The sequence below is a fragment of the Candidatus Acidiferrales bacterium genome, from assembly GCA_035934015.1.
In the GTDB taxonomy this organism is placed as follows: domain Bacteria; phylum Acidobacteriota; class Terriglobia; order Acidiferrales; family UBA7541; genus DAHUXN01.
On record DASYYH010000026.1, the window covers coordinates 32334 to 44666 of the forward strand.

The 12333-nt window shown below is 56.4% G+C and carries 12 protein-coding genes and 1 riboswitch; of the genes, 9 read left to right on the forward strand and 3 right to left on the reverse strand.

Annotated elements, in window-relative coordinates; all coding sequences use genetic code 11:
* Window positions 1-37: 37 nt before the first annotated feature.
* Window positions 38-1411, forward strand: a complete 1374-nt coding sequence (locus tag VGR81_12435) for a hypothetical protein (protein HEV2289749.1) — start codon at window positions 38-40, stop codon at window positions 1409-1411.
* Here the strand turns inward: VGR81_12435 and VGR81_12440 are convergent.
* Together VGR81_12440 and VGR81_12445 are read right to left on the reverse strand one after the other, a co-directional pair.
* Window positions 1385-2683 carry a ribonuclease H-like domain-containing protein gene (locus tag VGR81_12440; protein ID HEV2289750.1) on the reverse strand — a complete coding sequence of 433 codons (1299 nt, stop codon included), beginning with the start codon at window positions 2681-2683 and terminating at the stop codon, window positions 1385-1387. The genes VGR81_12435 and VGR81_12440 overlap by 27 nt on opposite strands.
* Before the next feature lie 12 nt (window positions 2684-2695).
* On the reverse strand, window positions 2696-5089 hold the full coding sequence (locus VGR81_12445; protein ID HEV2289751.1) for a DEAD/DEAH box helicase: 2394 nt from the start codon (window positions 5087-5089) through the stop codon (window positions 2696-2698).
* 144 nt (window positions 5090-5233) lie between these two features.
* Window positions 5234-5295, forward strand: a riboswitch (Fluoride riboswitch).
* Between the two features lie 54 nt (window positions 5296-5349).
* Here VGR81_12445 and crcB point away from each other — a divergent pair.
* From crcB to VGR81_12475, 6 genes are all read left to right on the forward strand, one after another.
* Window positions 5350-5721, forward strand: coding sequence for a fluoride efflux transporter CrcB (crcB, locus tag VGR81_12450; GenBank protein HEV2289752.1), 372 nt, complete (start codon window positions 5350-5352; stop codon window positions 5719-5721).
* 9 nt (window positions 5722-5730) lie between these two features.
* Window positions 5731-6078 carry a DUF190 domain-containing protein gene (locus VGR81_12455; GenBank protein HEV2289753.1) on the forward strand — a complete coding sequence of 116 codons (348 nt, stop codon included), beginning with the start codon at window positions 5731-5733 and terminating at the stop codon, window positions 6076-6078.
* A 33-nt stretch (window positions 6079-6111) separates the two neighbouring features.
* Window positions 6112-6534: a hypothetical protein gene (locus tag VGR81_12460; GenBank protein HEV2289754.1), complete on the forward strand. Its 423-nt coding sequence runs from the start codon at window positions 6112-6114 to the stop codon at window positions 6532-6534.
* Window positions 6535-6595: 61 nt separating this feature from the next.
* Window positions 6596-6958 (forward strand): hypothetical protein, encoded by a 363-nt coding sequence (locus VGR81_12465; protein ID HEV2289755.1) that lies wholly within the window; start codon window positions 6596-6598, stop codon window positions 6956-6958.
* A 66-nt stretch (window positions 6959-7024) separates the two neighbouring features.
* Window positions 7025-9181, forward strand: a complete 2157-nt coding sequence (locus VGR81_12470; GenBank protein HEV2289756.1) for a dehydrogenase E1 component subunit alpha/beta — start codon at window positions 7025-7027, stop codon at window positions 9179-9181.
* A gap of 85 nt (window positions 9182-9266) precedes the next feature.
* Window positions 9267-9614, forward strand: a complete 348-nt coding sequence (locus tag VGR81_12475) for a PspC domain-containing protein (protein HEV2289757.1) — start codon at window positions 9267-9269, stop codon at window positions 9612-9614.
* 41 nt (window positions 9615-9655) lie between these two features.
* On the opposite strand, the gene VGR81_12480 is transcribed toward VGR81_12475, so the two are convergent.
* Window positions 9656-10063 carry a DoxX family protein gene (locus VGR81_12480; protein HEV2289758.1) on the reverse strand — a complete coding sequence of 136 codons (408 nt, stop codon included), beginning with the start codon at window positions 10061-10063 and terminating at the stop codon, window positions 9656-9658.
* A 166-nt stretch (window positions 10064-10229) separates the two neighbouring features.
* Here VGR81_12480 and VGR81_12485 point away from each other — a divergent pair, with 166 nt between their 5' ends.
* Window positions 10230-11318, forward strand: coding sequence for an ATP-dependent 6-phosphofructokinase (locus tag VGR81_12485; protein HEV2289759.1), 1089 nt, complete (start codon window positions 10230-10232; stop codon window positions 11316-11318).
* Window positions 11318-12301 (forward strand): hypothetical protein, encoded by a 984-nt coding sequence (locus VGR81_12490; protein ID HEV2289760.1) that lies wholly within the window; start codon window positions 11318-11320, stop codon window positions 12299-12301. The genes VGR81_12485 and VGR81_12490 overlap by 1 nt, the downstream gene beginning before the upstream one ends.
* Window positions 12302-12333: the final 32 nt, after the last annotated feature.

The following is a 12333-nucleotide window of genomic DNA, read 5'->3' on the forward strand; positions in this document are numbered from 1 at the left end:
TCAGACTCGAGAAACATCCAATCGGGGACGAGGCGCCATGGACATTCGAAAGTACGCGAGTCTTTTTACCGTTGTATTCATCGCGGCGAATATGGCTTGGGCGCAGGACAAAATAGCGACGCTACGGCGGCCTGCGAATTCCGATGCTCGGTCGAATACGGATTTCTTTGCGGCCGCGGACGAAGTGCTGCAGGTGATGAGCAAAATCCTCGCATTGCCGGTCAAGACGCCAGTCAAGGAGAGCATTCGCACCAAGGCGGAAATCCGCGAGTATCTCGTCGCCCAGGACAAGAAGGACGAATCAGCAAAAAAACATTACGCCGACCAGCGCACTCTCGAAGCCTTTGGCTTAATCCCCAAAGGTTTCCCGCTGGATGCCTTCTTGCTGAGCCTGCTTACGGATCAGGTCGCCGGCCTGTACGATCCGGACAAGAAGGAATTCTATATCGCGGACTGGATCGATCCCGTAGAGCAAAAGCCAGTGATGGCGCATGAGCTGACGCATGCGCTGGACGATGAGTACTTTCATTTGAAAAAGTGGCAGAAAGGCGCGGAGGCCAATGATGATGCGTCGCTGGCCCGCGAGGCGGTCATCGAGGGTTCCGCAGTCGCTTCGATGATGGATTATTCGCTGAGCGATCTGCACACCAGCGTGCGGCAGATTCCGGACATCGCTCCGTTCATTGAATCGGGCCTTGCGGCAGATATGGACACGGATCCGAATCTAGCGAAAGCGCCGCCATTCATTCGCGACGAATTGCTTTTTCCCTACTTGCAAGGAGCCGAGTTCAGCCAGGCGGTGCTGAAATCCACATCAGGATGGGCGGATTTCAAAAAAGTGTTTGAGAATCCGCCGGTCTCCACGCAACAGATTTTGCATCCGAAGCTCTATTTTGATGAGATAAAGCCCAGGAAAATCACATTGCCGCGTTTGAAGCGGGATCTGCCAGACGGATACGAGAAGCTGGATGAGAATGTCGTTGGAGAGTTTGCTCTTGGTGAAATTTTGAAGCAGTTCATCGGGCCGGGCGACGCCGATGAATTCGCGCCCATGTGGGATGGCGATCGCTATGCGGTGTTCGAAAACAAAGACACGAAACAGACGATTCTCGTTGTCTTGCTGGCAATCGACAATGCGAAAGACACGGGCGCTTTTTTCGGTGCGTATCGCGACGCGCTAGAGAAGAAACACGGAATTCAAAAACCGGACAATGCAGGACCGGAATTTATGGCGGCGGGCGATGTGTATCTTCGGTGTGTGAAAGATGAATGCTTGAGCGTCGAAGGAGCGGAGCGATCTGTTGATGATCGAATCGTCCGGGAGCTTAGCTGGCCGGCGGAGAACGCTCAGAGAAATACAACAAATCGGCGGAGCGGAGGGGGTTCATCGCTGGCGGGCGGAAGGCGCTGAGAGCGCTGCGTCGATTCTTGGCTGAAGGCACTTACGAGCGAGCCGGTCGAGGCGGTGCTGGACGCGAGCGCGGAGTTTGCGGCATCGTACGGTGGCAGCACCGCTCTGCTTTGCGGGACTTGAGAGCTGGGCCAGAGCATCGCGCATGATTTCGGCGGCTCGAAGAGGGTCGTGGGCGCGGTGTTCAAAGTGAATCGCCAACTCAATGCAGGCTTCTGTTTTTTCCACGATGCCGACATTTTTCCTAAGGCGTAATTCCTCCCACAGTCGCATAGCAGCAGGATAGTCGCGATCGAGCTTCGCCAAGCGCGCGAGCTGTCCTCGCGCTAAAGTCTCAAGTTCCGGGGGCAAACCGGCATCGAGAGTGCGGTCGTAAAGCTGACGCGCGCGTGCGCGATGGCCGCGGCGGTTGAGGATGCGAGAGACACCGTAAAGTTCAAACGCGTCCGACTCTTCCGATTCCGGCGAAGCCAGCAGAGAGAATGCTTTTCGCGTGAGCGCGGCAAGGCCGCGAAGGTCCATCTGATTATGACGGATCACAGGGACGAGCGGCGCTGCGGCGCCGGTACGCAAGAAATCGAAGTAAATCTGCGGAATCAATTCCGAAAATACATCTCCTTCGCGGCGCCAGCCCAGGACATGCTCCTCGAGCTGCGAGAGCCGCGCATTGCCGACGCGCAGGCGCCAAAGCTGGCGCGCAGGATGAAGGAGGTCAATATGCGCGAGAGGAAGATGCGGCGGTATGGAGCGCGTCATGCGGAAGCGAGTCTCGAGCAAAGGCCAGTCGAAGGATTTGCCGTTGAAAGTCACAAGAATCGGACGCTCGCGCATGCGCGTGCGAAGTTCGAAGAGAACCGAATGCTCTTCGCTGTGGTCGCGCATGAAAAATTGCTCGACTTCGAGACCGGCGGCGTCCCACCAGGCGATACCGACCAGGAATGCGTAAGTGCCCGAGCCTCCGGATAGGCCGGTGGTTTCCGTATCGAGGAACAACCAGCGCTGAGGGTCGAGAGCCTCGGAAGGAGCAGCTGGCGAGAGCAAACGAAGTGATTCCAAGTCCGGGTCCATTGAGGACGGATCGGAATACCAGCGACGGATGGAAAGATGCTCGCCGAAGCGATTGCGCTGCGGCGTCGCGCCGAGAAGCTCAGCGAGAGAATCGCATCGTTCAACTGTTTGAACAGAGAGTTCGGCTGTCGACGCAGACGCAGGACGATTTGCCGGCCGGAGAGCCTTTAGACTTGCGAATTTGTCTTTGGGCGCAGTGGCCATTTTGACCGGAGCTTAACCGTCCAAGCGGCGAAGAATTTCGAGTGCCGCTTCTTTTGCGCGTTCGTGACGCTCGCCAAGCGGGCCGACACACGACGGGCAGCCCTTCTCGCAAGGGCACGCGGATATAAGTTCATGCGTGCGATGGAGCAGAAGGCTCGAAATGCGATAAAGCGGCCCGCTGAAGCCGATGCCACCGGGATAAGCGTCGTAAAGATAAAGATTGGGCTCGAAAAATTCCTTGGTCTCCACGGGATCCACGGCCGCTTCGGGGACGTGCTCCCATTCGGTTTCGACTCCGGGATTTGGCGGACGCTCACCGATGGCGGTGCCAAGATCGCGCCGGTCGCACATCAGGAGCAGAGTGGCGACCGATTCGAGAGCATGGAGCAAGCCGAACATGCCGCCCTGGCGGTCGGAAACGGAGAAGGGAAGCGAGGCGACGAGCTCGTGATGAAGGGTGAGCCAAAATGCAGTCGTGTGCATTTCGTTTTCGGGCAATTCGAGTTTTCCGGCGCCGACATTTTCGTTGGTGAAGAATTTGACTTTCTTGAAGCCGACAACTTGTGAGCGAACGAGAACGTCACCATGTGCGCGCTCAGATGAGCCAGCGGATGAGTGCGAGCCAGCGATTTCGAGGACGCGAACCTGCGTGTAGCGAATGGCGTCAGTGAAGTAGTCAACATTGACGCGCTTGACGTAGGCTTTGCGTTCGGCGAAGTCGAGGCGCTCGACATGAAATTGCTGGCCTTCGTGGATATAGATGGCCTTGGGATGCACGGTCGTCAGAGCGCTCGCAAAATCGACTTCGCCAATCACTTCGGGCCCAGTGGATTCATCGCGCTCGTCGCCGGTGATATCGATAATCACGAAATTGTCGGAAGTGACAGAACGCAGGCTGACAGCGTCGGCGGGATACGCTTCCTGAGTCCAGTGAAAGTTGCCGCCGCTCTTGTGAAGAAATCCAGCCTCGGCGAGGCGGTCGCAGAGCGCGGGCAGATCCACGTCGCCGAAACGTTCTGCGGGATCGAGAGGCAATTCGAAGGCGGCGCACTTCAAGTGATTGACGAGGATTTCCAGATTGTCGGGCTGAACGTAAGCATGCTCAGGCGAACGCCCGAAGAAATACTCGGGATGCTGGACGATGAATTGATCGAGCGGCGAGGACGAAGCGACCATCACGGCGCATGACGTGCCGCTGCGGCGGCCAGCACGGCCAGCACGCTGCCACGTGGAAGCGATGGAACCGGGATAGCCAGCGAGGACCGTAGCGTCGAGCGAGCCGATGTCGATGCCGAATTCGAGTGCGTTCGTGGAGACGACGCCACGAATTTTGCCGTCGCGGAGACCGCGTTCGATGTCGCGGCGTTCGCCGGGCAAATACCCACCGCGATAGCCGCGAATCGGTTCCGAATGGCCGGGCGAGGCAGGAAAAGCCTGGCGGAGATACGTGAGCATGACTTCCGTGTGCAGGCGGCTATTAGCGAAAACAATGGTCTGAAGATTGCGGGCCAGCAATTCCTTGGCGACGCGCGTGGCTTCGTTCAGATAGCTGCGGCGGATGCCAAGATTACGATTGATGACAGGCGGATTATAGAAGACGAATACTTTCTCGGCGGAGGGCGCGCCATTCTCGTCCACGACTTCGACGCGATCCTCGATGAGGCGAGAAGCCAATTCTCCGGGATTTGCGATTGTGGCGGAGCAACAGATGAAAGTGGGATTGGAGCCGTAGAATCGCGCGACGCGGCGGAGGCGGCGAAGAACATTGGCGAGATGGCTGCCAAAAACGCCGCGATAGGTGTGGAGTTCGTCGAGGACGATATAGCGAAGATTTTCAAAGAGGCGCATCCACTTGGTGTGATGTGGGAGGATTCCTGTGTGCAGCATGTCGGGATTGGTGAGAACAATGTGGCCCCGCTCGCGAATGGCTTTGCGAGCGTCGCCGGGCGTGTCGCCGTCATAAGTGAATACGCCGAAGCGATCATTGAGGCGCGTTGCTAGATCGTGCAATTCGGCGAGCTGGTCTTGAGCAAGAGCTTTTGTGGGAAAGAGGTAGAGCGCGCGGGTGTCGGAGCTTTCAAGGATGGCGTTGAGCACAGGCAGGTTGTAACAGAGTGTTTTGCCGGAGGCGGTCGGCGTAACGACGACCATATTTTCCCCGCCGTGGACGCGTTCGATGGCTGAGGCTTGATGCGTGTAAAGCTGCTCAACGCCCTTGGCACGATAAACGGCAGCCAAGTCTGGGGCAACCCACGAAGGCATTGGAGCAAGCTGAGCTTCGCGCGCAGGGATGCGCTGAACGACAGTCAGGACCTCCCCGGTGCGGTCGCGCGCCGCAATCTCGCGTAGGGCCTCATGGATGACGTCGAGGGAGGCGCGGGTACGGACTGCCAGCGATTGTGCCAATCTCTTTCTCCTTCGCCTTTTGTTCGCTAAGGCTAACACTGAGGAGCAAGCGGCGCAATTGGAATTTTGGATTTCGGTCTGAGATACATACGAAATGGACCCTTTTGCCGACGGAGAGGAACGCGTACAATGGCGTTGTAATCCTAAATGAACGGCGATGGAGTTCGCCGTAACCGTCCGAAAGGGCTGATGACTCCTGGCTGCCACGAGGCGACCAGGAGTTTTTTGTTGAGCGCCAGTGGCGCAGAATCGGAGCAAAAGTGCGGATCTTGTTGCTGGCAGGGTTTGGAATCGCGGGGACGCTGGCGCGCTACGGTTTGGAGGGCTTGATCCAGGAGCGAACAGGATCCGGCTTTCCTTTTGGGACGCTGTGCGTGAATCTTTCGGGATGTTTCTTGTTGGGCCTTGTGGGGAAGTTTGCGTTAAACCACGTCTCGATTTCACCAGACTGGCGCATCGGAATCACGGTCGGATTCTTTGGGGCTTTCACGACGTTTTCGACGTTCGGCTGGGAAAGCGTCCGCCTGCTTGAAGATGGAGAATGGACAAGAGCGCTGCTTTACATCTTGGCAAGCGTGCTTGTGGGATTGGTGTTCATGCTCGCAGGAATGCGGCTTGGCGATGCGCTATAGGAGACTGCCATGACACACGAAAAGTTCGAAGGCGAACGCACATTGATGCGGATTCACATCGGGGAATCGGACCACTGGCATGGGAAACCTCTCTATCAAGCGATTGTCGAAATGCTGAGGCGAGAAAAGTTTTCCGGCGTGACAGTGCTGCGGGGAGTCGGCGGCTATGGAAGTTCAAGCGTGTACCACACTGACAAGATCTTGAGGCTCTCGCAGGACTTGCCGATGGTTATCGAAATCGTGGAATACACGGAACGCATCGAACAGATTCTGCCCCAACTCGACGAAATGGTTGAGGGCGGCCTGATCACGCTTGAAAAGGTGCGCGTGATCCTCTACCGAAGCGCCAAGCATTAGAGCCGAGTTAGGGAAAGACGGCGGGCTCGGAATATGAGTGAGAAACTAAAGCTCAGCGAAAACCACAAGCGAGTTGTATCTGTATTGCTACGCGGCATTGAAGCAACGTGCGATGAGGTCGAAGCTACGCTCGACGAAACGACGGGCGTGATGCGGATGGTGAGCGACGATCTTTCGACGGAACAAGGCAAAACGCTGCGGCGAATGAGCGAGGCGGTGCGCTCGGAAATTCGGCGGATCACCTCGGAGATCGAATTGGACCTGGCGACGAATTCGCGGAGGCGGAGGATTCGCGCGCTGGTGTCGAGCGCTATCATCAATTTGGAGGAGTCAGATCCAAAAAAGTTGCGCGGCTATGGATTTCTGGCGGAAGAAGCGGTAAAGCATCTTGAGAATGAGTTCGCGAAGCTGCTCACGATGCTGGATGAAATGGCGGAAGTCGTTGAGCGAACATAGGCCGGGCGACTGGAAGCGAATCACAGTGGCTCGAAACAGCATGACGCTATAGAATGGCGGTATGGCGCAAGCTCTTCTGGTTTTCGACTTTAGGAAGAACGAAGAAGCGGCACAGCAGGCGCGGCACCGCATTGACGGATGGAAACAGGGATTTCGACTCGGTAACAAGCTGCAATTCAAATTCGAAAGAACATCCTCTGATTCCGCGAAGGATGCAAGGACCAAAGTCAATGAATCCAGCGCCGATACACGTGTGCGCCTATTCGTGCGCCTCGACTTTTCGAATCACGAAAAGCATTTGTTCCAAACGTGGATCAAACGGATTCCGAGCGAAGAGCCCTTTAAATCTGCCGAGTCCGAAATCGTTAGGGCGAATGAGGACGGCTTCGAGAAGACGAACAACTTATACGAATCTTTGGCATAGGCTGGACGGAAATTCGCTCTGCTATAATTGTCGTGCCACCCACCAGTACGATGCGAAAGGAAACTGATGGCCCTGCAGACAAAGACAAGAACAGCAAAATTTGACGCCGCCAAGTATCACGGACTCGACCGCGATGCCTTGATTCGCTTGTACCGTACAATGTTTTTGTCACGGCGGCTCGATGACCGCGAGATTCAGCTCAAACGCCAGAACAAGATCTATTTTCAGATCAGCGGCGCGGGGCACGAAGCAGCTACGGCTGCCGCCGGACTCGTTCTTAAACCGGGCTACGACTGGTTCTATCTCTACTACCGCGACCGTGCGCTCTGCCTGATGCTAGGAGTGACGGCATACGAAATGCTGCTCGAAGGAGTAGGTGCGAAAGACGATCCGGCGTCGGGTGGGCGGCAGATGCCATCGCACTGGGGCCACCAAGCGCACAACATCGTTTCCAGGTCTTCTCCTACGGGGACGCAATGGTTACAAGCAGTTGGAGCGGCGGAAGCATCCCTTTATTACGACCAGTTTCCAAAATCGCTGAAACAGGCGGAGGCTGCGCCGCTCGGAAATGCGGTGCGCCATTATCGCGACGAAGTTGTTTGTGTTTCCGGCGGCGAAGGTGCGACGAGCGAAGGAGAATTTTGGGAGGCGATTAATACAGCGTGCCTTCGAAAGTTGCCCGTCATTTTCCTAGTAGAAAACAATGGCTACGCGATTTCGGTGCCTTCGGAAGTGCAGCATCCGGGAGGAAGCGTATCGCGGCTGCTGTCGAATCATCCGAATTTACACATTGAAGATTACGATGGCACGGACCCACTGGAAAGCTATGCCGCGGCACAGCGCGCGGCAACGCATTGTCGCGAGCGGCGCGGGCCGGCGCTGCTCCACGCTCACGTGACGCGCCCTTATTCGCATTCCTTATCTGACGACGAAAAACTCTACAAGACGGCGGAAGAGCGGGAGATGGAGGCGCATCGCGATCCGATACCGAAATTCGGTTTGTTTCTGGTGCGCGAAGGAGTTTTGGACGAGCAAGACCTGGAGGCGCTGGAAGCGGGTGTGGAGAAAGAAATTCTCGAGGCCACGGATCGCGCTCTTGCGGCAGAGATTCCGTCGGCGGATTCGATTTACGATTTCGTGTACTCGCCAGATATAGATCCCAAGAGCGAAGCCTTTGCGACAAAGCCGGCGAATGCTGGTTCGGCGTTGACGATGGTGGAGATGGTATCGGCGACGCTAATGGATGAGATGGGGCGCGATGAACGTATCGTTGTTTTCGGCGAAGATGTGGCCGATTGCAGCCATGAAGAAAACCTAAATAAGGTCAAGGGCAAAGGCGGAGTATTCAAAGCGACGGCTGGACTTCAGCGCAAATACGGCGGAGAGCGTGTCTTCAATTCGCCGCTCGCGGAAGCGAACATTGTTGGACGCGCTATCGGAATGTCCACGCGCGGAATGAAGCCTGTGGTGGAAATTCAGTTTTTTGACTACATCTGGCCTGCAATGATGCAAATTCGCAACGAGCTGGCGACGACAAGGTGGCGTTCGGGGGGGAATTTCAAATCGCCAGCGGTGATACGCGTGGCGATTGGTGGATATTTAACCGGCGGAGCGATCTATCACAGCCAATCCGGGGAAGTGATGTTCACGCATCAGCCCGGCCTGCGGGTTGTGATGCCTTCGACGGCGCTGGACCTCTGCGGACTGCTGCGGACCTCGATCCGATGCGATGATCCGGTGATGTTTCTCGAACATAAGCATCTCTATCGGCAACCATACAATCGCGAGCCGTATCCGGGCGCGGATTTCACGATTCCATTTGGCAAAGCGCGCATGGTTCGCGAAGGCAAGGACGTGAGCATCATCACTTACGGAGCAGTGGTTCATCGCGCTGAAGTGGCCGCCGCGGAGCTGGCTCGGCAGGGCACGGATGTCGAGATCATCGACCTGCGGACGTTGAGCCCTTACGATTGGGAAGCAATCGCCCGGTCGGTGCGGAAGACAAATCGAGTGATCGTTGCCTACGAAGATACGCTTTCATGGGGTTACGGAGCGGAAATCGCAGCGCGCATTGCCGACGAGTTATTCGAGGAGCTGGATGCACCAGTTCGCCGCGTGGCAGCGACAGACACATTCTGTGCCTATCAGCCGAAGCTCGAAGATAAGATTTTGCCGCAGACGGAGGATATCGTTAGGGCAGTGCGTGAGCTGATAGCGTTCTGATTCTGCGGCGCTCGCATGAAACCTTTTTAGCAGCCAAGTCGTATCTGAATTACAGAGGCTGAGGAAGGAACATGTGGAGGCGACGATGATTTGTCCTAAATGTCAGAGAGAAATCGCGGATTACTCAAGCTATTGCTATTACTGCGGCACGCGGCAGGCCCGCGCGGCAGAGGTTGGTGCGCCGCCGCGGCGGCTGCACCGTTCCGCTATCGATTCCAAAGTCGCAGGAGTGTGTGGCGGATTGGGCGAATATTTCGACACGGATTCGACGATTGTACGGCTCGTTTGGGCGCTCGTCACCATATTCACGGGAATCGTGCCGGGGTTGCTCGTGTATCTGGCCGCGTGGTTAATTATGCCGTTGGGGCCCGTGTTCGTTCAATCTGGCGCTCCTGCGCCGTCTCCCGACGCATCGCAGACACCCCGTGCCTAGGCTGGGACGCGTCGCTGCGCTTTGTTGCATAGGGCCCGCCCCTAGGCCTTATCCTTAAAAATTGCCCGATCCAGAGAAATTGCACCTGCTCCCACGGCTACGAGAGCGAATGCACCGACCGCGCAGGCCAGCGGGAATTGATAGTTGCCCACCGCCATGATGCCGCCCTGCGGCAGATGCACCTTGAGGATGGCAATGGCCATTTCGCCAGCAATCAGGAGAGCGGCGATTCGCGTGAATAGACCCGCAATCAAGAGAATCCCACCGAATAGCTCCACTATTCCCGATATGTAAGCGAAGTAGGAAGGAAAGCCCATGTGTGGGAAGGCTTGCAATGTCTCATGGGTATGCGTGATGAGTTTGGGCCAGCCATGGTAGATGAAAATAACCCCGAGCCCGACGCGAAGGATTAGAAGCGCAAGCGGCTTTAATCTTTCGAGATTATGCATCGTCACCCTCCTAGCTGGAGGCTATACCTCATTTGTGCAGTCACTCCCCCAAGCGGTGGCATTTTAGCAGAAACCTGGCCAGTTCCAAGGCGCAGCCGGTTCGGCAGTCTGCAGCATCTTATACATTGATGTACAATCAAGCTTTGTGGTTCATGAGGCAGATGAATTGTCCTCCGCCCAGCGGATTATTGGGGTCTGCAATGGTGGCGGCGACGCGCCAGGATTGAATGCCGTCATCCGTGCGGTTGCGTGCACGGCCATCCGCGGCTATAACTGGCGCTTGATTGGCATTACAAACGGCTTCAATGGGCTGATTTGGCCGGAACAGTCCTTCGACCTGACCCTCGATAAGATCCGAGGCATTCTGCCGCGCGGCGGGACTATCCTAGGCACAACAAATCGTGGGAATCCCTTCGCTTTTCCCACCGAGACCGACGGCGTCACACTCACCTCGGATTTTTCCGCGCGTTGCATGGGAAATATGTCCAAAATGGGTATCGAGGCGATGATTGTCATCGGCGGTGACGGGACGCTGCACATTGCTCATGAATTTGAGAAACTCGGGATGAAAGTGGTGGGGGTCCCCAAGACGATTGACAATGATATCCGCGCCACGGAGGTCACGTTTGGTTTTGATACGGCGTTGCACGTTGCAACCGACGCGATCGATCGCCTGCACACGACTGCGGAAAGTCATCATCGGGTGATGGTGGTTGAAGTCATGGGACGCCAGACGGGTTGGATAGCTCTACACTCGGGAATTGCCGGAGGCGCCGACGCGATTCTGATTCCAGAGATACCATTTACAATCGAGACCGTATGCGAAGCGATTCGGCGCAGAGAAGAAGCAGGCCGGTCATTTTGCATTGTGGTAGTTGCGGAAGGCGCCATACTTCCTGAGCGCGATGCGTTCGGGAAGCCGTTTCCAAAATCGGCGGCAGGACAGGTTGGTAACGCAATCGGATATGCCATACGAGAATATCTTCATAGGGAGGTGCGTGTGACCGTGTTGGGGCACGTTCAACGCGGCGGCTCGCCGAGTCCTTTTGATCGCATTCTGGCCTCGCGGTTTGGCGTGCATGCAGTGGACTTGGTTGCGCGAGGCGAATTCGGACGGATGGTTTGTTTACAAGCGGGGAAAATCCGCTCCGTGCTGCTGGAAGAAGCTATTGGTGCGCTGAAAATCGTCGACCCTGATAGCGATGTGATTCGCACGGCTCGTGGTATCGGAATAACATTTGGAGACCGGCCCTGATGAGAAGAATTTTTGTGGTCGCGTTGGTTGTAGGATCGCTCATTGCGGTGAGCATTCGTGTGTACCGGATGCATCGGCCGCTGCCTATGGCCGAAGCCTATGCCGGGTCGCAGGGCGTAACGGTCTGGAATAGCACCGCGGAAGTCCGAACACCGATTACGACGCTGGCCTACGGGCAGCCGGTACAAATCGCCCAGCGCAATGGGAACATGGAGCTGATTGAGACAACGACGAAGATTCGGGGTTGGGTTTCGGCAGATTCTTTGCTGGATGCATCGGTGTGGCACGAAGAATCTCAGCTGAGTGAAATGACGAAAGTGATGCCCATTCAAGCCCGCGGTTTCACTCGCGTGCCAAGCAATTTACACACACGCGCCGGCCGTCACGAACCGGTAATTGCCGAAGCGCTCGCTCAGACTCCCGTATTGCTCTTGGAGAGGAAGGTTGTGCCGCATGACGGCGCAAAGTCCGCTGAGAGCGGCGCGGGGCAGAACGAGAATGCAGAGGATTGGTGGCTGGTTCGCGCACAACTGAGAAATGTGGGCGAGGTTTCCGGTTGGGTGCTTGGGCGATTTGTGGATCCTGATTTGCCGAGCCCGCTCGCGGGCTATCAAAGCTCCGAGAGCATGAAAATCGTCTCCTGGTATGAAATCAACAAGGTGGCGAATTCCTCAGGTGGAGTGAAGTCGGAATTTCTCGTGACGGGATCACGCGATGGAGACGGGCGTCCGTGTGACTTCACGTTGTTGCGCGTCTATACGTGGAGCGATTCGCGACAACGCTATGAGACCGCATTTGTCGAGGGAGGGATCTGCGGGAATTTGCCCGTGCAGGTTACGCCAGCGCGAATCTCTGGCGGTGACGCGTATTTTCGTTTTCAAAATAGAAGCGCAGATGGTGTGCAAATGCTCCAATACAGAATGCGGTCGACGACCGTGCGGCGCATTGATCGCACCGGCACGACCCAGGAATCAAGACGCTGAAAGGAGTTTTGGAAATCCGGCGAAGAACGCTT

Bases quoted from the DNA above. Each gene is read 5' to 3' on its own strand.
- VGR81_12455 (HEV2289753.1), top strand. From the start codon at position 5,731: ATGACACACGAAAAGTTCGAAGGCGAACGCACATTGATGCGGATTCAC.
- VGR81_12465 (HEV2289755.1), top strand. From the start codon at position 6,596: ATGGCGCAAGCTCTTCTGGTTTTCGACTTTAGGAAGAACGAAGAAGCG.
- VGR81_12480 (HEV2289758.1), bottom strand. From the start codon at position 10,063: ATGCATAATCTCGAAAGATTAAAGCCGCTTGCGCTTCTAATCCTTCGC.
- VGR81_12435 (HEV2289749.1), top strand. From the start codon at position 38: ATGGACATTCGAAAGTACGCGAGTCTTTTTACCGTTGTATTCATCGCG.
- VGR81_12475 (HEV2289757.1), top strand. From the start codon at position 9,267: ATGATTTGTCCTAAATGTCAGAGAGAAATCGCGGATTACTCAAGCTAT.
- VGR81_12460 (HEV2289754.1), top strand. From the start codon at position 6,112: ATGAGTGAGAAACTAAAGCTCAGCGAAAACCACAAGCGAGTTGTATCT.
- VGR81_12470 (HEV2289756.1), top strand. From the start codon at position 7,025: ATGGCCCTGCAGACAAAGACAAGAACAGCAAAATTTGACGCCGCCAAG.
- VGR81_12440 (HEV2289750.1), bottom strand. From the start codon at position 2,683: ATGGCCACTGCGCCCAAAGACAAATTCGCAAGTCTAAAGGCTCTCCGG.
- VGR81_12490 (HEV2289760.1), top strand. From the start codon at position 11,318: ATGAGAAGAATTTTTGTGGTCGCGTTGGTTGTAGGATCGCTCATTGCG.